This window comes from Shewanella sp. 125m-1, assembly GCF_052977065.1.
The window spans coordinates 1-22,401 of sequence record NZ_JBRILT010000005.1; the positions used below are offsets into that span (position 1 = coordinate 1).

18 protein-coding genes are annotated in these 22,401 nt (G+C 40.5%); 13 read left to right on the forward strand and 5 right to left on the reverse strand.

What is annotated here, in order from left to right:
• Positions 1–345: 345 nt before the first annotated feature.
• Both ACVBIK_RS03830 and ACVBIK_RS03835 read left to right on the forward strand, forming a co-directional pair.
• On the forward strand, positions 346–1,647 hold the full coding sequence (locus ACVBIK_RS03830; RefSeq protein WP_447169138.1) for a PKD domain-containing protein: 1,302 nt from the start codon (positions 346–348) through the stop codon (positions 1,645–1,647).
• Positions 1,648–2,056: 409 nt separating this feature from the next.
• Entirely contained in the window at positions 2,057–2,455 is a 399-nt protein-coding gene (locus ACVBIK_RS03835; RefSeq protein WP_447169139.1) for a hypothetical protein, read from the forward strand.
• 298 nt (positions 2,456–2,753) lie between these two features.
• Here the strand turns inward: ACVBIK_RS03835 and cspE are convergent, their stop codons facing one another.
• A complete protein-coding gene (gene cspE / locus ACVBIK_RS03840) occupies positions 2,754–2,966 on the reverse strand; it encodes a transcription antiterminator/RNA stability regulator CspE (RefSeq protein ID WP_447159274.1) in 213 nt (70 codons plus the stop codon).
• 502 nt (positions 2,967–3,468) lie between these two features.
• Here cspE and ACVBIK_RS03845 point away from each other — a divergent pair.
• The 6 genes from ACVBIK_RS03845 (at position 3,469) to ACVBIK_RS03870 (ending at position 8,239) form a co-directional block, all read left to right on the forward strand.
• Entirely contained in the window at positions 3,469–4,023 is a 555-nt protein-coding gene (locus ACVBIK_RS03845) for a PepSY domain-containing protein (protein WP_447169140.1), read from the forward strand.
• Between the two features lie 76 nt (positions 4,024–4,099).
• The gene (locus ACVBIK_RS03850) at positions 4,100–4,486 is read left to right on the forward strand and encodes a hypothetical protein (RefSeq protein WP_447169141.1); all 387 of its coding nucleotides are present in this window, start codon (positions 4,100–4,102) and stop codon (positions 4,484–4,486) included.
• 40 nt (positions 4,487–4,526) lie between these two features.
• Positions 4,527–5,225: a response regulator transcription factor gene (locus tag ACVBIK_RS03855; RefSeq protein WP_447159271.1), complete on the forward strand. Its 699-nt coding sequence runs from the start codon at positions 4,527–4,529 to the stop codon at positions 5,223–5,225.
• Complete coding sequence (locus tag ACVBIK_RS03860) at positions 5,222–6,433, forward strand: sensor histidine kinase (protein ID WP_447159270.1); 1,212 nt, start codon at positions 5,222–5,224, stop codon at positions 6,431–6,433. The genes ACVBIK_RS03855 and ACVBIK_RS03860 overlap by 4 nt, the downstream gene beginning before the upstream one ends.
• Before the next feature lie 502 nt (positions 6,434–6,935).
• Positions 6,936–7,619 carry a hypothetical protein gene (locus tag ACVBIK_RS03865; RefSeq protein WP_447169142.1) on the forward strand — a complete coding sequence of 228 codons (684 nt, stop codon included), beginning with the start codon at positions 6,936–6,938 and terminating at the stop codon, positions 7,617–7,619.
• A 209-nt stretch (positions 7,620–7,828) separates the two neighbouring features.
• Positions 7,829–8,239 carry a GGDEF domain-containing protein gene (locus ACVBIK_RS03870; protein ID WP_447169143.1) on the forward strand — a complete coding sequence of 137 codons (411 nt, stop codon included), beginning with the start codon at positions 7,829–7,831 and terminating at the stop codon, positions 8,237–8,239.
• Between the two features lie 1,505 nt (positions 8,240–9,744).
• Here ACVBIK_RS03870 and ACVBIK_RS03875 read toward each other — a convergent pair.
• From ACVBIK_RS03875 to ACVBIK_RS03885, 3 genes are all read right to left on the reverse strand, one after another.
• Positions 9,745–10,914: a BamA/TamA family outer membrane protein gene (locus ACVBIK_RS03875; RefSeq protein WP_447169144.1), complete on the reverse strand. Its 1,170-nt coding sequence runs from the start codon at positions 10,912–10,914 to the stop codon at positions 9,745–9,747.
• Between the two features lie 96 nt (positions 10,915–11,010).
• Positions 11,011–12,705, reverse strand: a complete 1,695-nt coding sequence (locus tag ACVBIK_RS03880; protein WP_447169145.1) for an aspartate-alanine antiporter-like transporter — start codon at positions 12,703–12,705, stop codon at positions 11,011–11,013.
• A 345-nt stretch (positions 12,706–13,050) separates the two neighbouring features.
• Positions 13,051–13,959 carry a LysR family transcriptional regulator gene (locus tag ACVBIK_RS03885; protein WP_447159257.1) on the reverse strand — a complete coding sequence of 303 codons (909 nt, stop codon included), beginning with the start codon at positions 13,957–13,959 and terminating at the stop codon, positions 13,051–13,053.
• Between the two features lie 229 nt (positions 13,960–14,188).
• Between ACVBIK_RS03885 and ACVBIK_RS03890 the strand changes: the two genes are divergently transcribed.
• The 5 genes from ACVBIK_RS03890 to ACVBIK_RS03910 all read left to right on the forward strand — a co-directional run bounded on the left by ACVBIK_RS03890 (position 14,189) and on the right by ACVBIK_RS03910 (position 20,670).
• Entirely contained in the window at positions 14,189–14,401 is a 213-nt protein-coding gene (locus ACVBIK_RS03890) for a DUF1656 domain-containing protein (RefSeq protein WP_447169146.1), read from the forward strand.
• A 12-nt stretch (positions 14,402–14,413) separates the two neighbouring features.
• Positions 14,414–15,277, forward strand: a complete 864-nt coding sequence (locus ACVBIK_RS03895) for an HlyD family secretion protein (protein WP_447159255.1) — start codon at positions 14,414–14,416, stop codon at positions 15,275–15,277.
• Between the two features lie 12 nt (positions 15,278–15,289).
• Positions 15,290–16,687: an FUSC family protein gene (locus ACVBIK_RS03900; protein WP_447159254.1), complete on the forward strand. Its 1,398-nt coding sequence runs from the start codon at positions 15,290–15,292 to the stop codon at positions 16,685–16,687.
• Between the two features lie 399 nt (positions 16,688–17,086).
• A complete protein-coding gene (locus tag ACVBIK_RS03905) occupies positions 17,087–18,769 on the forward strand; it encodes a hypothetical protein (protein WP_447169147.1) in 1,683 nt (560 codons plus the stop codon).
• 335 nt (positions 18,770–19,104) lie between these two features.
• The gene (locus ACVBIK_RS03910; protein ID WP_447169148.1) at positions 19,105–20,670 is read left to right on the forward strand and encodes an amidohydrolase family protein; all 1,566 of its coding nucleotides are present in this window, start codon (positions 19,105–19,107) and stop codon (positions 20,668–20,670) included.
• A 109-nt stretch (positions 20,671–20,779) separates the two neighbouring features.
• Here ACVBIK_RS03910 and ACVBIK_RS03915 read toward each other — a convergent pair whose 3' ends face one another.
• Entirely contained in the window at positions 20,780–22,069 is a 1,290-nt protein-coding gene (locus ACVBIK_RS03915; RefSeq protein ID WP_447169149.1) for a dipeptidase, read from the reverse strand.
• Positions 22,070–22,401: the final 332 nt, after the last annotated feature.

Here is a 22,401-nt window from a genome sequence, read left to right on the forward strand (position 1 = left end):
GCGAACGGCCATTAAGACACTGCAAGGCTTAGTTCGGGATCCACAAGCATGCTATTAAATTCCTGGGGATCCCTCAGACCTGGAGTGCAATTAATAGATAACCTACAAGTAGTTCAGCTAATCATAAATATGTACTTTCAATTAAAATCGTTAAATGATAAAACCAACATAATAAACAAAACATTGTCACGTACTGCACTTTTCAAGAATCTCCTCAAATAATCCCCAAAAAATTCCGTAATTACCTGTCAGATCCTACAGGTCTACAATTTTATCGTAAGCTATGCTCCCTATTACGTAAAAGCATACGATGATAAATGCTCATTGTAATATGGAGTAATTGTAATGAAAGCTGGATTAAGTTTTACAATATTAATATGCACGCTAGTGTTATCAGGGTGCGGAGGTGACGATGATAATAGCAGTGCAGTGGTCGTAGATGTACCCAATCCTATAGTAGTTAATACACAACCTGAGGCTAATGCAGGGGCCGATCAAACGGTTAACACTGAATCAGTTGTAACATTGTCTGGTGTGGGGTCTGACAAGGAGGGAGATATCTCTGTTCTTTGGACTCAAACAGGGGGGCCCGATATTGTCTTATCTGACACTGCCATTTCCAATCCTACTTTCGTCACTGGTTTGTATTCAGAAACCCAAATCCTAACATTTAATTTCACAGTGACTGATACAGAAGGTTTGACAAATGAAGACACTGTTGATGTTATCGTTAACGTCCCCTTATCTTCCATAACTAGCGCTACAGGCAAATGGCGAATTGCAAAGAAAGAATTCGACTATGATAATAATGGTGTTTTTGAGGGAGTAGAGGATTACACTTATCGTGATGGATTACTTTATCGAATAAAGTACACATATACCGCTGATAACGTTGATGACATGCCATATATTCCCTCATTTATATCGAGTTCTCATACAGAGGAACGGACACAAACTGTAGAGTACGACCAATTAGAAAGGCCAATTAATTATCAAACGACAACTCCGAATATACAGCTAGAGTTCGATTACGCCTATACGGACGAAAGCCTTATTTTGAACGAATTCACTTACTCGCTAAATTCACCTTTGTTTTCGCAAACGGCAAACGTCAACTTCATTTATAATGGAAACTACATATCAAAAATTCACAGTGATGCGAACAGCTCATTTAATATAAATAATACTTATGGATATGATACTGAACAGCGCGTTACAGTTGTTGATTCAGAACAATATGAATACAAGTTTCAATGGTCTATCGACAATTACTTAACACAATGGCGCTATATAGACAAATTGACCCCCAATATCAGTAGTGAGGCTAATTTTATTTATATTGATGGATGGTTAATTACTGCTACATATGTAGAAATAAACGGCACTAACGCCGACGGCACTGTTATTTCTACAAGCTACGATGCTTCTTATATATATGATTCAAAACAATTACCAGTGTTAGTTAATTATGAATACAATTCAAGTGGTCAGATAGATATCGTAGAGAAGATAACTTGGGTTGAAGAAAGCTGTTTATTATCAGGTTTATGGGCCCCCTCTCCATCAGGCGGAATCAATTATCGAAAGTACACAACACCAGAGGGAACAGGGCAGGGAACAGGATGGGGGTGGGGAGGTTGCTTGTAATTGTTACGCTACTAGCTTTTGACGACAGCAAAACAAAGCAGAAAGAATGTAACGAACCTTATTAGGATCATATTTATAATATCAAAGCCATTTATAGCCCTAGATTATAAATGGTTTGCACGTAATAATTCATAAGCTCATCAAGGCTTAAGTGAAGATTCATAATGAAAATAACAACCTTGTGAGGACTAGCTGAAATAAATGCAAACGCTCAGAAAAAATGATTAAACAAGAATGTAAAACAATGAGTCACAGGAGTACCCACACTTCGACCATTATTGTGAAAGCCTTAATTATTATTGCTTTATTCATTTAAACAACCCTATTTCTAAGCATACAAGTGTGGACCAGAACGTCACAGGTCTATACATAAATTAATAGGAACGAATAACTTTAGGTACATATTTATATGAGAAATACTAATAAATTGCGGATAAAACTAGTAATAACCTGTCTTTTCTTTGTTTCTATTTCAGGTTGTGACAACTCATTTTTCAATTCATCTTTCTACGACAATATCTTTGATACCTGTACAAATAATAAAGGGGGAACAAAACAGCTATGTAGTTGTATTGCAGGCGATCTAGAAAAATCTTATACAGATAAGGAGCTGAAACTCCTAACTCCCATGCTTGAGTCATTCGCTCACGGAAGTGAAGATGATAAAAATTTCGCTTCTGTTCGCATGCAAAATATCGGAGAGAAATTAGGATACACAAAAATAGAAATAGGGTCTATCGCGAATTCATTTGCGTGGAAAGCTGCGACTGTAGAGAGAGCTTGTAAGAAAAGTACTAAGCAAGATTAACTACCAAGTTCAACCTAGAATTGCATCACCCATACTGCGAGATATTATAGCAGTCATATTTTTAGACTGCTTCAAAGGCCTCTGGACTCACTCCACCGAGGTGCGCATGGCGCCGCTCTGTAGTGGCATAGTTAATTTGGCCACCCAGTTAGACGATATCAGCACCTTATAAGTTAACAGGTGATACTAAAAAAAATGTACGAGAAGGCTTTTTATTCAACTTTTCAAAATTACAGGCACAAAAAAAGGCCGCATTAGCGACCTTTTTTGCATATCAGCTTACGTTATTAGCGCTTGATTAAAGAGCGACTACGTTGCTTGCTTGTGGACCTTTTGGGCCTTGCTCTACTTCGAAAGTCACTTTTTGACCTTCAGTAAGCGTTTTGAAACCTTCAGATGCGATAGCACGAAAATGTACGAATACGTCAGCGCCACCGTTGTCTTGAGCAAGGAAACCGAATCCCTTGTCTTCGTTAAACCATTTTACAGTACCAGTAGTTGAGTTAGACATATGATGCCCCTTATTTAGTTTTAAAAAGTTCAACATTAACACTATGTTAATTTATTGAATTATATCATGTTACGCTAAAATATAAGGCAAACGTCTAGCTACAAAACACGGTTTTGATAGTGGAAGCTTTACTTGTACTTGATGCTGCATTTAATAACTCTCTGAACAACTGAGCGATATAATAACTGCTGTGCGTTTTTTGTACAGCGTTTTTTTGATTTATTTTGCCTTGTTTAAGCAATACCTTTATTTAACAGTTATATGCATATTTTCGTTTTAGACCGCATTGCTCCATTGAACTTTAGCTTCATTGACTTTGGCTAGGGGAAGAGCTGTCAGGGTAAGAGAAATAGGCCTAAACCTATCTCTTGCAATATGACTTCGCCTTGAAACCTTACAAAAATGTATAGTTCAGGAAAACTTGCGGAAAGATGTCTTAAGTAAAGTAGCCTCATCGACAAGGAAACACCCTGTCTGCATTAAAACAAATGAGGATTTAACCATGAACAATACATCAGTTTTTAAAACAACAACTATTTCAACTCTGCTTGGACTGAGCGCCATGATGGCCATTGGCTCTGCAAATGCAGGTGATGCCCCTAAATCTTTTAATCAAGACACTGTCTCTCTACTTCAGGCTGTCGCATTGGCTGAAGCCAACACAGGCGGCGTAACGGTTGAAGCCGAGCGTGAAGTGAAAATGGGACACGTTTTCTATGAAATTGAATTAATCGGTAAAAACGGTGAGAAAATTTATACCGCAATCAACACACAAACCGGTGATGTTATTTTAACAGACAATCGTGGTCAGAATGATGATCATGACGCTGATGATAAATTAGAAGATGCATTGTATTTATCTGGCTTGAACAGTGGTCAATATTTATCGTTTGCAGATGTTGTGAAGCAAGCAGAAATACAATTTAGCGGTAAAGCGTGGAGCGTTGAACTTGATGATGACCACGGTAATGTTTCTTATGAAATCAAGTTGATGACAGTCAATGGTAAACAAGTTGAAACTGAAGTGAATGCATTGACAACAGCAGTGACAAAATAATTCTCTCGTTGAACACTTGAGCCGAACAATGAATAGTTAAAAAAGGGGTGATCTTTGATGACCCCAAGGAGATCTAATGACTGAATCAACTGAATCAACTGAATCAAAAAATACCAACCAAGAAGCTGAGCCTTGCTCGAAAAGGTCGACGTCTTGGTTAAACAGTGTCAAATGCTGTATTAATAAAGTGAAACTGTTGCTTAACAAATCGAAACAATCGTCGTCAAACATACCATCAGGGCTTAAAATCCTTCGTGAAAATGGACCAAAAGCACTTATTGGTTTAGCCTCTTTCTCTCTGTTTTTCAAACTAGGATTGGTTACGCTGGGCGCGAGCTTATTAGCTGGTATCGCAGCGGTGATTATGATGAAATGGCAACAGCATAAAGCGGAAACGATGCCAACTAATGTGGCAGAACCAACGCCAACTGAACAACAAAATGTCCCTATCGTTGCGGCTTAAGCGACAACGACGTTACCCTATGATCTGAGAGAGAACCGTCATGCGAGTGTTACTAGTTGAAGACGATGTGAGTCTGAGCACTTTTGTTGAAAAAGGGCTGCGTGAAGCTGGGCATCAAGTCGAGGTGACAGAAAATGGCAAATATGCGTTGACCCTATGCATGACGGAACACTTTGATGTGGCGATCGTCGATCGCATGTTGCCGGGCTTAGACGGATTGTCTTTAGTTAAGGCCCTTCGAGCTGCGCAAGTGGGAACACCTATCTTATTTTTGACCTCCTTAGGCGGGGTGGATGACCGTGTGCAAGGGTTGGAAGCGGGAGGTGATGATTATCTCACTAAGCCATTTGCATTCTCTGAACTGCTTGCGCGTGTTAGCGCTCTTTCTCGCCGGTCCGGATTGACATCAACCGACACTAAACCGCAACTGACTTTTGGCGATGTGGTATTAAACCTGTTTGAACATACCGCAACACGTCAAGGTAAGCTATTGGATTTACAGCCTAAAGAGTTTCGTATTCTAGAATTATTCTTGCGTCATCCTGGCCGCGTGATCACCCGTACTATGCTGCTTGAGCATGTATGGGATATTCATTTTGATCCTCAAACCAGCGTTGTCGAAACTCACATTAGTCGTCTTAGGAATAAAATAGAGAAGCCTTTTGGCGACACTTTGATCCAAACCGTACGAGGCGCAGGCTACAAGTTAGAACATCGACATATTGAGGAGGCTAAATGAAACGCAGACTCCTTGATATGTTGCAAAATAAAGTCTCACTTCAGCGAATCGTTAATCGACTCCCAATGTGGATGAAAAGCTCTGCTATCCAGCAAGGCGTGATGTTTGCTCTGGTGTCGCTGTTTAGTCTTGTGCTTATGGCCAGCGTGACCATTCTCTATGTTGACTATGAACTGGGTCAACAGAACAGTGAGATAGTCAAAGAATCAAAGCTACGGGCAACAGGTGATAAACACGATATCGACGAAGATCCGATTGAAGATGACGACATTATAGCGGTGCTTACCACAGGTTTTATTCTTGCTGGCGTTTTAGTATCACTCTTTACCATTGCCATTGTTGTCGCGATGAGCCGTGTCAGTCAGCAACGAATATCTCGTATTGAACAAGTATTGAACGCGGCGGCAGACGGCGATTTGTCGGCACGAACGGGCGAGATAAACACCTATAACGATCTGGCGAGAATATCGGTATCTGTGGATGAAATGCTTTCTCGTTTAGAAGGCTCTGTGGCGGCGATGAGCGATATTTCGTCCAATATTGCCCACGAGCTGAAAACGCCTATCACGCGTTTGAGGCACAATTTACTAACCTTACGTGACGAGGCTGATGCATCATCGATTGCGCAAAGTCAGAGCTTTAACAATGAGTTAGACCATGCCTTGGCTGATTCTCAACGTCTTGCTTCTATTTTTGATGCGTTGTTACGCATTACTCAAATTGAGTCAGGCGCGAGACGAAGCCGCTTCACGACAACGGATTTAACCCAGATTGTTGATACCGTCGCCGAAATTTATGTCGATGTTGCAGAAGATGCCGCAATGCAGTTGCAGATCCATAAAGCCCAATCACCGTTACTGATCCAAGGCGATCGAGAGCTGCTGATCCAGCAAATTGCCAACTTGATAGAAAATGCGCTGCGATATTGCTCTGCAGGCAGTGTGATCAAGCTCAGCTGCGGCGCGGATGATAAAGCCTCACTGGTTTGGCTCAAGGTTGAAGATAATGGGCTCGGTATTGCTGAGACAGAAAGGGAGCGTGTTTTTGAACGTTTATATCGTGTCGATAAAAGCCGTACCGATGGTGGCTTGGGGCTGGGTCTCTCGTTGGCAAAAGCGGTTGCGGGCCTACATCACGGCACTATTACCTTACATGATTGTGAGCCAGGTCTGGGTGTGATGATCACGATGCCAAGAGAAGATGTCTAATTTTTAATGCTTAATGCTTAATGCCAAGTGCTTATTGCCTTCTAATGCCTAATACCTAGTGAACGTTAATCTAGCTCGATTAACGGTGACGGAGATTAGAGAGCACTTACCAAAGCCACGCAATGACACAGCCTTAATATGTAGAAAAAAATCTCGAACCTATGTTCGGGATTTTTATTGCTTGTGCATATTGAGTGGGCAATCTTGTTCGCTCTTAGTGGAAAATACAATGCGAAATCTATGATATAATTTAAGATTGAACTAGTATTCAGACTTTATGAATATGTACAGGATTTATCAGATTAGCAAATCCATTAAAATTAACGTTAAGCTATTGATATGTAGCAATTACCTCTTAACAAAGAACTCTTAATAAAAGATTTTTAACAAAATATTCTTAACAAAGCACTTTTGATAAAGAAATCTTGATAAAGGATTCTTGTTGAAAAATAATTTTGAGTTGTGACCACTTTTTTATAACCATTACCGGATAGTAAATATTATGACAAAAAGGAACGTGCTTAGCATTTGCTTATCTTTTATTGTATCTATAAGTGCTGTTAATTTGTTTGTCACTGTTAATAAGAGCGAGTTGAATAGTAAGTTTTTAACTAACATCCTTTTTATTAGTGATGCAATATACCGCTTTAATGTCAACAGCCTTAACAGTGAGTATATTTCTCTACCAGCTGGTGATTTAAGCCAGGGGGTCATAGTCAAAGGTTCTCAAGATAAGAAAATTCGAGACCTATCTAAGCATATAGATAACCTATTTAGTGTATTAAAAAGAAACCCCATCATAGCTGACAATCTATGGACGGTCGCGAATGTATATCCAGAATATGTCATTCCCAAGCCATTTAGAGAGCAGTACGTTCACCTTTATGATAGGGATTTTGCAGAGGGAAACTACTTAGAACGTATTTTGAAATTAGAAAATATAGAAAAGACTTTAAAAGGCAGTGGTTTAACTGTTTTTGAAACCGTGAGGGTTTTTGGGCCTTATATAGAATCTGGCACTAATGAAGAGTTATATTCAATTTATTATCCATTATATTTAGAAGGTGACGTTTTTTCCGTATTGGTCATTGATGTGAAAAGTAATTTTTTGAATGACTTTATCTCAGATTTCAATAATGAAAAATTCACTTGGTTTGATATTTCTGATGAAGACAGTAAAAAATAAGTACGCTTGTTTACGAATCTTTAGCGCTTAAAACTGAAAACAAAAAAGTAGGTCTAACAATAAAGACTTCCTTACTATACAGCGGCATAGCAATCTTCATATGCACACTAATTATACATAGCTGTTTTTTACTTGCACAATACATTAGAAGATTCTATATCGAAAGCAGCATAGATAGGCTATCTGGATTCTATCGTAAAGATGGGTTTATGAATAAAGATATGTCAGTTACCTCTATGTGTCTGATTGATATAGACCACTTTAAGAAAATCAATGATATTCATGGACACGTTGTTGGTGATATTGTGATATCAGAAGTAGCGAATAGAATAAAATCCTCAATGCGCTCCACTGATCTCGCAATCCGATGGGGCGGGGAGGAGTTTGTTGTTATTTTTAATGGTGAGCTTTCTTTCGAACAATTTAATAACAAAGCGAATAAATTATTGAGTGTAATCAATAGCGAAAAAATAAATGAGATTGGCGTTACTATATCTATAGGTGCTATTTACTGTGAATCTAAAATGAAATTGCAGGAAGCGTTTCAATTTTCAGACAAAGCGCTTTATGAGTCAAAGAATGCAGGACGAAATAAAGTAACAATATATCGTCATAGTTGAAGGCATATACAATCTATTAATGCCATCTTTAAACAAGGCGCTATTTTCTTATCTATGTGCCAGAATCCATGCTTTCAATGGAAGGAAGTTAAAATGGCAACAATTTTAATACTTGCTAACAATGAATGGCACAGTGAAGTTAGATCAATCGCAGAGGACAATTCATTATAGCCTTGATGATATAGAGTCAGAGTTGACGAGGATTAAAGGCTGAATGAAGAAGTAATGGCGAACGTAAGCCGAGAATCACATTATCAGCTGTTTTATATGTGGTCCAATTACACAAACACATAGGTGCGCACAATGTATATTATGTTAAATTCGGTGTGGGTGTAGGGAAATGTAGGTATGAGCTTATGACACAGCGATATTCACAAGCCTTTGCTGCTCTATACCTAAGTCATTGCTGCACGTTATGGTTATACTTTTTCATCAGTATTGATCATCAGCTCACATCGCCTACATAAATTAACCATGCGCTACTTGAAATCTGGCGTGTTGAGCTAAGCAAACTTTTAAAGCAGCCACACAGCGCACGATGTTAAATCCGGTTTGAGCAGCTATATAACTGAGCTTGTGGAACTTAATTTCGCTTAGCAATACTGAGCATTCGATGCTCGAACTATAAGCCGAACCATGGCCCGCACTGAAAACTTGGAAAACTATTGCTTAGTAAATTATCCAAACTGGATATTGAGCGTTAGCTGCTAGTGACTTAATGCCATAATTTCTTAGTAGCGGCATCAACGCTACAAAAAGCCAGTTCTTTTGGTACTGGTCTAGTGGGTTTGAATTAGCTGATAGAGGATTAATGTCATGTCGACCTGGTCGTCTCTAATTCAATCAATCAGCCATACACATGCAAGAAGCGACCAAATATAGGCATAACTATATAAATCGGTGAAATACCACTTCATTACTTAGTTTCATGACCTTTAAAGATGGGCTAGCCCTAATAGAACTCTTCAATTAAGTAATGTTCTAATGCTTTTCATCTATGATCTAATTCAAGCTTCAAAATAATAGCTAATTACGACAGAGGCATAATCGTAATCAACGGCATAACAGTTTCTTGATTACACACGAGAAAGCCCCTTTAGGGCAGTTGCCGATAATGTCACTTATCGGCATTAACTGATATCAAACTTTATCTATAAGCCATTTAAATAGTTGGAAAATATGTCATGCTAATGTACTTTCTTGATTTTAATCGACAATCTACTAAGTTTTTACTTATCAAACCAATGCAACCATTAAAGAAAGTCGCTATTTTACAGCTGTATTGTAAGTGAAGCTAACGCAACTGCGGTGTCGCCAAGATAACAGCTGGACTAGCTGTGAAATAAATTCTAGCAGTTAAAGAAAGTCACTCCTAGATTCTCGTCATAACGGTCCGGCCATTGTTTAAGGGAAAAATGGATAACACCTCACTGCCCTAGCCCATTTATGGTTATAGAGGAAGGTACTAATTCTGAGCATAAAGTTAGATTATCAATAATGTGCAGCTAAAATCCTGAACCTAATTTGAAGTAAATTGCATTTTCTTCACCGCTAGTGGCTAAATCGATCCCCATGTATATGCCATAGCGCCTTGCTAGTTGATATCGAAACCCTACCCCGTATGCATTTACTGATGCATCCCCCGCTTCAATCACATCATTACTGGTCACGCCATAGCCGTAAAATGCGGAAACAGTCCAGCGGTGATCGAAGTGATACATTAACTGAGATTGCACTGTGGCCACTTGGTCGCCTTGATACCTGAACGCCGACACGCCACGCAGATCAACATAGGGTTTAGTTGTCGGAGCGAGTTTACTGCCCCCTGTGTATAACTGGTCATAACTACCCGCAAAAGCAAACGTCCAATGTTTAGAAAGCGGCAAATAAAATTCACCATTTGCTTCCAAGGTTTGATAATTATTATCTGAACCCAACGCTTCGTCGTAAACCATGTACTCGGCCGACACTGTATAACCTTTCTTAGGAAAGAAGATGTTATCTCGTGTATCGTATTCAGCAATAAACCCTAAACCCGATGTTGTCGTTTTATCTCCTAGGCTATTTTGCAATATCCAATCAACTAAGGCATTTGACGATGATATGCTCGACTCTGCCCACAACTGCTTAACCCCAAGCATTAGCGGTGTGTCAGCGACCCTAAATTGTACCTTTTGCATGGCAAATAGCGCTTCAGTTTTTGTATCAAACTGTATTGCGTGTTCTACAGGTAACAGCCCTCCTAAGCGTGTGTAGATATCAAGATTAGCATTCGCGGCTCCACCAACTCCTGTATATCGAATACTATCCTTTAACCATGAGTGACGGTGACCGGCAAACGCAAACCAGGTACCATTTACTGTCCCACCCGCACCGACCAACGTCATTGCTGCTGGCATTAATTGTGCGCCGCCTTCAATAGACTCCAACGCCTTTTGCCTTCTTAGCTCTTTTTCTGAGTCAGTCTCATGCAGAAATAGCCCCACTATTCCCACGCCCGCTCCTACAGCGGGTTCTGTGATTAAAACTGGTACAGGTAGAAAACCGTAAGCATTTTCAGCAAGATGATAACCTAAATCAAATTGTCCATCTTTTTCATCAAAAAAGTACGAGCTTTGGGCTATAGCCTGTGATGAAGCCATGAGTAAGATGCATAACGAAATTTTTTTTATCATCTTGTATCAGCCTATTAAATTAATTTCAACAGAAATAAGGAATGGGTAATTAGCCTATAGTTCGAGGCGTGTATATGCAGGAATCGATTGTAAGGCTTACATAAAATTTAAGAGCGTTGAGACGACAATCAACATTAAAAAGCTTGCTGTAATATAAGATACTGCCATCGCATAAATAGTGCCTTCAACCTTGCCCTGTCGATAAAAGGCTGACAAGCCTAGACCCGAGTTCAGGCTACCACTGGTACACGCCATTAATTCAGTTGGATGTTTAATGTTGAAAAGCCAGTAAGCAAAAATAAATGAAATGAGTTGCGAGATCAGCACCACAAAACTTCCAATTAATGAAACTTTAAACCCATTTGTATTCATTGCCTCAAGCATTTGTGGCCCAAAATACAAACCTGTTACCGCTATAAAACCTAATAGTGATAAATCTCTAAGAGGATTAGTTAAATTTTTAGGTAGTAGTTCTAATGGGTTAATTTTATGACAAGCCCAGCCAACCGCAATACCGGATACCAGGCTGCTAAAGCCAAGGCTAAAATAGAGGTAAAGACCGCCTATATTGAGGTGCCACATACTGATGAGATACGCCAATACTAAGCCTATACCAAATATGGCTTGGTTGGTCCCAGCACTGTTGAACGCACGTGGGAAGGTCTTTTTCACATTTTGCAGATCACTTAAGCTACCAGTGACTTGCACAATATCGTGTTGTTTTACAGTTAGATCGGGGGTGATTTCCAGGGGCTTATCGCCCCTGACTAACTGAGTAATACAAACTTCTCTATGAGTACGTAGGTTAATATCTGCCTTAATCGTCTGTAATGACTGACCCACAAAATCGTCTATATTGATCAGCATAAGATAATTTTTTACACGGGTATCACTGTGTGTATCGTAAGGCATTTCTGTACCTAACACATTATCATCAAAATAAAAAAGCGTATTATGCCTCCCGGTGATAGTGATGAGATCCCCAGCAGTAATAAACTCACTGTCCTTAGCGCTATTGTCACGATTATTTGGGCGCGACAGTTCAAATATAATATCGATGGATGGAGCATTAAGTTGCGCTAAGGTTTTACCAACAACGGTACTTTGCTCATTTACTTCAAAAATCCGTCTAACGATATTTTGCGCAGTATTAATAGGCTGATAGCTAGACATACGAGTTACATTTAATGCTAAGTCATCACGTCTGCTTGAAAGTGAGCCCAAAGACCCCTTAAAAAAGCTTGGCAACAACCAGTTCATCATGAATACAGGCGCTAGCACTCCAAAAATTACCGTCAACATATAACCCATGTGCACTTCACTTTGGGCCACATGTTTAGCCCCATTAGTCAAACCTGGTAGCTGCTCAATGGCGTCAGTGGCAACATTAATGATTTCAGGATGCACAAAACTGCCCGCTGCCATGCCAATGGCGAGATAAAGATCGAGATTAAATAACCAGCTCGCTATAGCAAGGGTTACCATGGACATAAGGCTCATCAATATACTTGCAAATAATATCGATTTTTTTCGTAATTGCAGTGTATCGATAATGTGATACCCGCCCTGATAGCCAACCACATACATAAATAAGCCAAAGAAAACCCATCGAATGGATGGCGTGATATCAACACCTATTTGACCAATAGCAATGCCCACCAGTAGGGTTCCAACAATGCTGCCGAGCACAAAACGGCCGATAGCGAGCTTACCAACTAAGGCTCCCAAGACTAAGGTCAACAAGACAGGGAAGTACGGTGATACATTTAAAAGATACTGTAGTGTTTCCATTGGCTGATCACTTTTATGTTAATTACATGGACTGCTGTTCAGTGCATGTTTATTTAAAAGGTGCAGACTGAGCGCAAGTGAATATATCTCTCCAGCACACCACAGCGTGCTAATCGTCAGAATGAGCGTCATAATTTCAGGATTATTTTATTCGCTATTACTTGTTACTGACAATCGCCTATGAAGGATTAGACCCTTCATAGCCTTTGGCCCAATTGCGTAACCTTGTATCGATTTTTAACTGGGAAAAGTGTGCTTAATATGGGGAAGGTGAAGAGATAAATGAACTCGGTAGAATAGTAAACTTGCTAGCCTCTCCTTAAGAGAGGCTATATGGTACAAGGGTTAGTTGACGGCTGAGTCTACCGCTTGTATGTAATCTATAATGCACTTAGAAATTGATTTCTTGACGATTGCAACCTGTTTTGAATGTTGACACCACATTGAAACAGGTACATGGATTGCTTCATTAATCGTATCGGAATCTATTTCTACTATTTTTTCAGAGTAATACTCAGATTGAGAAATAGTTCGAGGCAATAGTGCCCAACCAAGTCCCTCTTGAACCATTCTAATAATTAACGTCTGCTGATCGACCACCTCATACTGTGACGAGAGAACAATTTTTGCGGCCATATCATCATCGAGCATCGATTTGAGTACAAACTGCCGTGTAGACTTCATGGCTGTAAACGTTTCATTAGACGGTAATTGGGCAAGTATGCTGCTTTCACCCGTAAAAGGAACAAACGCCATACTGCGTAACAACATAGAGTCAATACTGTTAATCACTTTGCTTTCAAATACATTCACAAGACCAAAATGAATAGTCCCATCTTGAATACCTTGTTTAATTTCAGCCTTGGAGCGAACCAGCAGGTTTACCCTCATATGGGGGAAGTCATTGATCAGGACCTTTCGGATTGTGGTGAGCACCTGCTGAGGAATGAAGCTGGCATAAGCTATCGTGACAGACTCTAAACCACCATAACTTAAGCTTAAAGCCATTCGATCGAAGGTCCGAGTTTGTTCAATGGCCTGTTTAGCATAATGATAAAGCAAGGTGGCATCTTGGGTCGGCTCAACCGTACGCCCTACTCTTTCAAACAAGGTAATGGCCAGTTGATCCTCAAGATTAGTGATCACCTGACCAATCGTGGTGCGGTGTTTATCCAATTTTACCGCCGCTTTGCTAAATGCCTTTTGCTCATACACAGTCACAAAAGCAAGCAGCTGCTCTAAACTGAAATTCATGATTCTACTCCCTGAAAAATGCAAAAAAATGGGCCGGAATCGACAACCATTCAAATCATTAACTTAGAACCTAACACACTTGAAGTTGATTGTTCAGCTGTTTTGATGGGTTTGATCCGTCATATGAGATTATTAGATTAACTACCAGTCAATTAATATCTGCAGTCTATTGAACAGGTATGCATATAAAGACCTTGTTTACGCATCTTAGAACCGGAGGCTATTAACGATGAACATCATGCCCCATGAAATAGCGCTGGGTGATGTCTATTTCCCCCCCTTGTTGCTTGTTGGAATACTGGCTTACGTTTTGACGGCGGTATTGACCACGATTGGAACCAGACTTGGCTGGTACAAATATGTTATAGCACCAGCGATTGTAGATCTCTCCATCACAATCATCTTTATAGGTGTGATTACGCAGTTTATTTTAATTTTATAAATAGGTAACCTCATGTTTAAACGATACTTGCTCACATTTATCATTGTTTCGGCGGCTATAGGAACGCTGTACTCGCAATATCAGACAGACTTAGCGAATCCTTGGACCAGAGATGGACAAGTACGAGCTCATATTATTCAAATCACTCCTCGAGTGACAGGTCAAATTATCAATATGATGGTCAAAGATAACGTTCTTGTGAAAAAAGGACAGTTGTTATTTGAAATTGATCCGAGCATTTACCACGTCAATTTAAGCAAAGCCATTGCTAGCGAGAAGCAAGCTAAAGCCTTATTAGATAAAGCAGAGAATGAAGCCCAGCGCGCAAATAACCTTGAAAAACTGACACCTGGTGCGCAATCACAATTAACACTGAATAACTTACAAAATGCAGTTGAAACGGCGCAAGCCAACCTGTTAGTGGCCAAAGCACAAGTTGAAGAAGCCAACCTGAATTTACAGTATACCAAAGTAAGTGCGCCAATAGATGGCTACATTACCAATCTAAACTACCGAGTGGGTTCTCAGGTTATTGCTAATAGCCCTATTGTAGCGTTAATTGATGCCTCTAGTTTTTGGATTGAAGGTTTCTTCAAAGAAACCGATCTCAACGATGTCAGCATCCATAATAAGGCGCAAGTTACCCTACTCATGCACGACAGTGAAGTGCTTGAAGGTGAAGTGCAAAGTATTGGATATGGCATTGCTAAATCAGACGGCAGTACAGGCAATGAATTATTACCCAATGTTAACCCTAGCTTTCAATGGATAAGACTCGCTCAACGTATACCGGTAAAGATAAAACTGACTCACCTTCCTAAAGAGATTCAATTGCGGGTAGGTATGACAGCATCAGTACAAATAATTAAGCATTAAAGTGAGAATGGTATGCTCAGTTCAACAATGAAAGAAGCGATAAAAATATCGTTAGCTGTTGGTGTCTCGATTGCTTTGGCCCTTTTTTTTCAATGGGATAAACCTTATTGGGCGGCCATCACCGTTATTGCAATTTCAGCGACAGAAACCTTTGGTCATGGCATACAGCAGGGGAAACTGCGCATATTGGGCACCGTTGTCGGTATACTTTTTGCCTTGCTGCTAATCAGTCTTTTTTCCCAAGATCGATTGTTATTCATCGTTTTTTTTCAATTATTTCTGGCTTTGTGTGTTTTTTTTAGCGCCAACAAGCGTTACGGTTACGCCTTTACTATGGCATTCGCTGTATTTTCCATCGTGGCCATGCTCGGTGGCACCAACGGCATAGCCTCATTTGATATCGCTATTTTAAGAGTTCAAGAAACCATGCTAGGTGTTCTGGTGTACTCGGCTGTCTATCGCTTTTTGTGGCCAACAACCACCGAGTCACTGTTTTTTGAATCACTTAAGGCGTTAACTAACCAGTTTAATTTAGCGAAAACGACCTTAGAACAAGCATTGGTCGAAGAGCGCAAGCTAGAGATTAAATCTGATATGTTTGACGGACAACATCATATCAATAAAATGCGAGAACTACTGGCGCTGCCAGCAGCCAGCAACTATCGCTTACGTCACGAAAAAGCCAAGTGGCGAACCATTATCGATGCATCCGATGGAATTCAAGCTCATATTACTCAGCTAGTAAAAGATAGTAATGAAAGTGAAAGGCAAGTTATCGAAAAAAGCTTGAGCCATTTGGAGTATGAAATGAGGTTACTTACAGCGGCCATCAATGATGATGCGGAGAAGCTTCATGTATTAGCGCTCTATTGGTCTAAGTACGTAAATAGCCAAGCTACGGCGGTTAACAAAAAAAACAACGTTAACCAGTTCAGACTCCAATTAAACAACGCGTTTACCGCAATGGCCATCTCATCAACATGCTTTGGGTTATGGATCTATTTTGCTATACCTGGAGGACCTATGTTCCCGCTGATTGGGGCTGCACTGGCAAATACCACTGTACGTATGCCCGATAGCCTTATTCGGCAGGCAAAACTGGCCTGTCTAGCATGGGGAGTGGTATTTATTGCTGAGTATTGTTTGGTATTAACAACACTCACTGAACTCTGGCAACTTATCGTCTTTTATATGGTTAACATGCTGTTTATATATGGCCTGTGTGGCAAACCATCACTTGCAGTACAACGAATATTAGGCGCAAATCTGTTACTTATCATGACGATGAATGCACTACATGGCACACCGCAATATGAGATTATCACGCCACTATTAATGTTATTAATGTTGGTTATCTGCTTGGCTGTGGCGCGCTTTTACACACGCTTACTACACATTGATCCTAAATAGCAGCTAACTGACTACAAATAGAGCGACTTCAGCACGAGGTTAGGTCGCTACTAAAAATGTTGCATTCTAAGAGCTTCTCAAAATGCGTACTCATAAAAAGTATTCACTCATTGTAAACCCAAAAAGTACCTGACATTAGTTTGATACCATTATTTCCATTCAAAATCATGAATTTAACGATTTAAGTTCCATTCATAAACAAGCTGTAAATAAAGCTGTTCCTTATCCCATCAGCTGTTATTGAAGGGTATCATCCTTCATATGCGATTACTTAATTGTCACATCTAATCATAAAATAACCTCATTGAAAGCAATATGACGACATATCTCAGCTGCGCCCCCCCCCATAACTGGTAAAAATGGTAACGCCATAGCGTGGCAAACTTTAAGGGTAACTACATGACGAAAATACACTCTCTCTCAGTAAGTAACTTCTCTATCGGCAAAAAGATGCTTAAAGCAATACCACTAACCTTAGTCTTGGCACTTTCTAATGGTGCCTACGCAGATGAAACTCAGTTTGTAACACAAACAAAAACCGAAGCGCAGCAAAATGCCTTTGATCGTTACGGGATCTCTGATGAAATCATCAAACTTGGTTTGAGTTCACTATCCCATGGTGACCAGATGGTTGAACATGTGCAACGTAGATTTGACGACGGCGGAGACGTTACTGAATCTGAAGTCTTTTTAGTACAAAGCACTGATCATAATGGCAATATCGACCTGAGAATCAAGTACGACCAAAGCAAGCTTGACTCAAAAGAAGATGTTATCGGCAATATTGAAAAAATATCCAAAATCGAGTATCGGTTAAAGAATTATTTAGAAAGCTATGATAAGTCATCGTTAATCGTCAATGAACTATCGCCAGAGGTGGTTGAAATTAGCTTTAACTACTCAAAATACGGCCTACCTCAAGACATCGCATACTTCAGATTTATGCGAGTAAAGCTGTTCGTTATTAACGGTAATGCAAGCCATATGCAGATCACCAACTCTAAGCCTTATGACTATGAAGGTTATCGCGTTGAAAAATACTCACAAAATATTGAGTTTACAACGCTGGTCAACGGTAAAACCGTGATGAAAAGTAAGATCATCAAGGCTGATGGGATAAAAGGAAAGAAAACTGTAAGCTATAGAGCGACAATTAAACCTGTTACCTTTTATGATGACGAGTTAGGCCCCCTAGTTATAGACCAAGAGCTGCTCTCAACAGTGTCCGACCCACGCATTCGTGAAGAGAAGGTCGATCTAGACAGGTTATTTCCTTTAATGGGAGATTTGGTGCGCCAACAGGGCATTGATGTGCCTATGCCATTTGGTTTTTCTGTGGCTTACCGTAATCAAGATATGAATGTGGGTTTTGACAGTTTTGACATTATGGGACTAAATCTGGATGAGTTTTTTGACCCATCCAGTTCTGTAGGCATGGTCAATGCCCAAAGCTATACCCTTCGAGCCGATGTCAATATCCTTCCCTTTTGGAACGTGTATGGCGTGCTAGGTAAGGTAAATGTAGATGCTGTGGTCGATGCACAATATACCGGCAAGATGAAAGACGTTTTCGAAGATAAATTAGGAGTCGTTGGCGGTAAGCTGGCATGTAGTGCAGTTGCTGGTGCAGGGGTTGATTTGTGCTCTCCTGGAGAAGTCAGCGTACCACTACACCTAGACTACGATGTGGCCGGAATAGGCACAACCCTTTCTGTTGGTTACAAAGAGTTTTTTGCATCCGTTACCGCTACGTATAGTGCAACACGTCTTGAGGGACAGGATAACTGGGGCGATGGTATTTTAACAATACAGCCTATGTTAGGTTATCAATTTCTTGATTCTCGAGCCCAGATATTTGTGGGAGCCGAATACCAAGGTCTTAAAGCCACAATGAGTGGCAATCTAGGCTATATCGACGCATTAGGTCGAGATTTTACTTATGACGTTGGCGTAGAACTTGAACAATGGGCTTACTTGGTCGGCTTTAACAAACAAATAGGCAGAAACTACAATATTACCGCCCTTTATAATAAAGGAGAAACCAGAAGCTCATTCACGATAAACTTCGGCTATCGCTTCTAAGTGAATATCAACAGTCATTGCCACTAAAAGACCCAACCTAATCCGTTGGTTTTTTTTGCCTAAAACATCAAATTATCACTTAGCGTGCTTATCATCCATCAAATAACGTATAAGTATTGAAGGGTTTGATCCATCATTAGTGATTTAACTAAGCGAAATTACTAGCATAAACTAGCGATATAGCTCGCGAAGTCAACCCGCTAACACGGTAAGCGTGGAAAATCCCGATAGCAAACTTAATATCGTGCTGTCATTAACCCTGATTAGGCTATAAATACGAAGTGTAATTAGCCAAGATTAAACTATTGAATCATCAATTAAGGAAAGCATTACTCATGAAAAAATTATCTTCATTTATGAAAAAAGCTTCTGTGATAGGCCTCGGGTTACTCTCTCCATTTGTTATGGCAGCAAACTATGACGTTGTGATCTTAAATGGTCGAGTTATTGATCCAGAAACTAACTTTGACGCAATCGCTAACGTGGGGATCAAAGACAACAAGATAATATCTGTCACCACCGATAAAATCACAGGCAGCCAAATCATCGATGCGACGGGCAAGGTTGTTGCGCCAGGATTTATCGACGTGCATGCTCATGGGCAGAATATAGGTGATTACAGAATGCAGGCGATGCAAGGTGTAACCACTATGCTTGAGCTTGAATCAGGCGTATTACCGATTAGTGATTGGTATGCCACTCAAGGGGAAAAAGGCTTGCCACTTAACTATGGCGCAGCAGCTGGCTGGACCTATGCCCGTATCGCAACCTTTAGCGACACCAAACCTGAAGCAACTGCCGGTTATTTCCAAGCAGCCCAGTCACGTAATGATTGGAAAATGGATATTGCTACGCCTGAACAAGAAAGTAAGATCATGAAGTTAATTGAACAAGGTCTTGATGAAGGCGGCCTCGGCATAGGAATTAACGCAGGTTACGCGCCAGGCCATGGCCAAAAAGAATATTATTCACTGGCTGAGTTAGCTGCAGAGCGTGATGTAGCCACATTTACTCATGTGCGCTATGCAAGTAATGCAGAACCACAAAGCTCTTTTGAAGCAGTAAAAGAGTTGGTGGGTAATGCCGCCATTACTGGTGCACATATGCATCTTTGCCACATTAACAGTACCTCATTGAAAGATATCGACACCATCCTACCTATGGTCAATAAGGCACAGGAACAAGGCATAAATGTCACCGTTGGTGCTTACCCTTGGGGAGCGGCGAGCACGGTCGTCGGTGCAGCGATGTTTAGTGGCGAAGGCTGGCGTGAGCGCATGGGCTCAACCGCAGAAAACTTTCAGCTGGGCAAGGAGCGTATGACAGAAGAGCAACTTGCCGACTATCAAGCAAACAAGCCTGGTACCTTTATTGTTTGGCACTTTTTAGATGAGAGTAACCCTGCAGATTTGGCGAAGCTAGACGTATCGATCCTCAATCCAAATGTGTTAATTGAGTCTGATGAGATGTTCTGGATGCACATGGACGAAGAGGGTCATATTGACAACTACGCAGGTGATGATTGGCCACTACCAACAGATCTATTCTCTCATCCCCGTTCAAACGGTACATTTGCCAAAGTACTAAGAATGTATGTGCGTGAACGCGGATTATTAAGCATGACTGAAGCGTTGCGTAAAATGACCTTGATGCCAGCGCGATTGATTGAAGATTTTGCCCCACAAATGAAATATAAAGGCCGCATTCAGCCTAATATGGATGCTGATATTGTGGTATTTGACCCTGACACTATCGCCGATGTCGGTACCTACCAAGATCCGAACCACCCAGCTGTGGGCGTTCATTGGTTACTTGTTAATGGTAAAGTCGTTGTGAATAACACAGAGCTAGACACCAGTGTCAAAGCGGGTACACCAATTCGCCGCGAACAGAAAAAATAGGACTTTTAATAATAAGCGCAATACTTGTTATTGCGCTTATTTATCGCGAAAAAAGCTGTCCGTTTATCCGCATTGAATCAGCAATCAGCCTAAAATTATAATTAACACTTTACACCCAAACTTGGTCAAATACGCGATACATATTACCTCCCAAGAACTTGCCGCAGTCTGCTTCTGAATATCCGCTTTCAAGCATCTTATCAATTAATGCTGCAACAATTTGATATGGCGCTGGTGTAGGGAATCCTTTTGCCCCTACAGCAGCACTGTAGCCTCCATCAGGGAATACATTTTGTCCCATTGGAGTTTGAATAATCGACGCTGTAAAATTGATATTAGGTATATAGTCCGAACCGAAGCCAACATGATCTATCCCGACTAAATTAACCATATAATCAATATGCTTGAATAATGTATCAGTCGTCAATATATCTGGATTAGAAGTATCCATAAAAGCTGCAACCATATTTATCGAACAAACCCCACCCGTTGAAGCAACTCCTTTAATAACGGCATCGGTAAGGCTCCTCTGATAGTCAGCAATCGCCTTGGCTCCTGAATGTGAAGATATAACAGGCTGGCTACTGCGTTCAATTGCATCAAGGGAAGTACGCTCACCAGTGTGGCTTACATCCACCAGCATACCGTAGCGATTATAGGCATCGACTAATTTCTTACCATAAGCTGTGAGTCCTCGATTTTCAATTTCGAAGCAACCATCACCCACATCATTGCGCTGATTATATGCTAGGAGGCAGTAACCATAGCCCATCTCTCGCCAGAGGCCTACACGGTCAACATCACCGCCAAATATTTGCGTTCCTTGGTGAGTGAAGTAAATACCAAGTTTATTCTGCTTGTGCGCTTCATCAATATCTTTGGTTGTACGAATCAACATGTAATTATCGGGGCGCTCTTTCATTTTACTGAGATAGAACTGAGCCCCCTTCATAATCCCTTCAACAGACGCATCCAATGAATCCGCAGATGGACACGCAGCTAGAACTTTGAAACCTGCGGCTTTGCATTTATCCATTTCATCATGGAATTCATGAGCTTTTGGGGATGACCATTGAGAGGGCCAAAGACCAGAGAATAAAGTGTCAATAGCCATGGAATCACGTACGATTTTTTTTGCACGTTCAGAGGCCGGGTATTGATGAGTTCTTTGTGGAATCTTAGAATAATCCTTTATCTCAAAGTCTGGCAGCTTAGGAGTTGAAACTGCTTTAGGTTGGTCAGTCGCATTGACTATACCACTAGGTAGTATCATTGCCGCGGCACCGACAGAGGTTTTAAGCATAGATCGGCGGCTTAATTCGAGCCCTTTCCCTGTCCCAATCGAGTCACTTGCCACATGGTCTTTAACTAAGTCCACTGGTTGAGTCATTTTGTCCATATGTTTTACCCTCCTTTTTTGAACACAAAAATAAACAACAAAAAGTTAAAGAGTTCATAAGTCGGCAAACACACCCAAAGCCTTTTAGTAAACAATTTTAGAAATTCTGCACGTTTCGTTGCCAATAAATAATATATACCTTCCCCAGGCAAAAATCCTGAGCACGATCACGCTATTGGTGTGTTTCGAATACTGACTCATACAAGGCTGTTTATTAAAAATTTATAATAATTTCAGCCCATAAAGATATTAGCGAGCTAAGCAGCTTGTTTCCTAAATAGCCTTCCGAGCCCTATGACTTTGTCCATTTACAGTTTTTATAACGACCTTGG

Bases quoted from the DNA above. Each gene is read 5' to 3' on its own strand.
- ACVBIK_RS03830 (WP_447169138.1), top strand. From the start codon at position 346: ATGAAAGCTGGATTAAGTTTTACAATATTAATATGCACGCTAGTGTTA.
- ACVBIK_RS03835 (WP_447169139.1), top strand. From the start codon at position 2,057: ATGAGAAATACTAATAAATTGCGGATAAAACTAGTAATAACCTGTCTT.
- cspE (WP_447159274.1), bottom strand. From the start codon at position 2,966: ATGTCTAACTCAACTACTGGTACTGTAAAATGGTTTAACGAAGACAAG.
- ACVBIK_RS03845 (WP_447169140.1), top strand. From the start codon at position 3,469: ATGAACAATACATCAGTTTTTAAAACAACAACTATTTCAACTCTGCTT.
- ACVBIK_RS03850 (WP_447169141.1), top strand. From the start codon at position 4,100: ATGACTGAATCAACTGAATCAACTGAATCAAAAAATACCAACCAAGAA.
- ACVBIK_RS03855 (WP_447159271.1), top strand. From the start codon at position 4,527: ATGCGAGTGTTACTAGTTGAAGACGATGTGAGTCTGAGCACTTTTGTT.
- ACVBIK_RS03860 (WP_447159270.1), top strand. From the start codon at position 5,222: ATGAAACGCAGACTCCTTGATATGTTGCAAAATAAAGTCTCACTTCAG.
- ACVBIK_RS03865 (WP_447169142.1), top strand. From the start codon at position 6,936: ATGACAAAAAGGAACGTGCTTAGCATTTGCTTATCTTTTATTGTATCT.
- ACVBIK_RS03870 (WP_447169143.1), top strand. From the start codon at position 7,829: ATGAATAAAGATATGTCAGTTACCTCTATGTGTCTGATTGATATAGAC.
- ACVBIK_RS03875 (WP_447169144.1), bottom strand. From the start codon at position 10,914: ATGATAAAAAAAATTTCGTTATGCATCTTACTCATGGCTTCATCACAG.
- ACVBIK_RS03880 (WP_447169145.1), bottom strand. From the start codon at position 12,705: ATGGAAACACTACAGTATCTTTTAAATGTATCACCGTACTTCCCTGTC.
- ACVBIK_RS03885 (WP_447159257.1), bottom strand. From the start codon at position 13,959: ATGAATTTCAGTTTAGAGCAGCTGCTTGCTTTTGTGACTGTGTATGAG.
- ACVBIK_RS03890 (WP_447169146.1), top strand. From the start codon at position 14,189: ATGAACATCATGCCCCATGAAATAGCGCTGGGTGATGTCTATTTCCCC.
- ACVBIK_RS03895 (WP_447159255.1), top strand. From the start codon at position 14,414: ATGTTTAAACGATACTTGCTCACATTTATCATTGTTTCGGCGGCTATA.
- ACVBIK_RS03900 (WP_447159254.1), top strand. From the start codon at position 15,290: ATGCTCAGTTCAACAATGAAAGAAGCGATAAAAATATCGTTAGCTGTT.
- ACVBIK_RS03905 (WP_447169147.1), top strand. From the start codon at position 17,087: ATGACGAAAATACACTCTCTCTCAGTAAGTAACTTCTCTATCGGCAAA.
- ACVBIK_RS03910 (WP_447169148.1), top strand. From the start codon at position 19,105: ATGAAAAAATTATCTTCATTTATGAAAAAAGCTTCTGTGATAGGCCTC.
- ACVBIK_RS03915 (WP_447169149.1), bottom strand. From the start codon at position 22,069: ATGGACAAAATGACTCAACCAGTGGACTTAGTTAAAGACCATGTGGCA.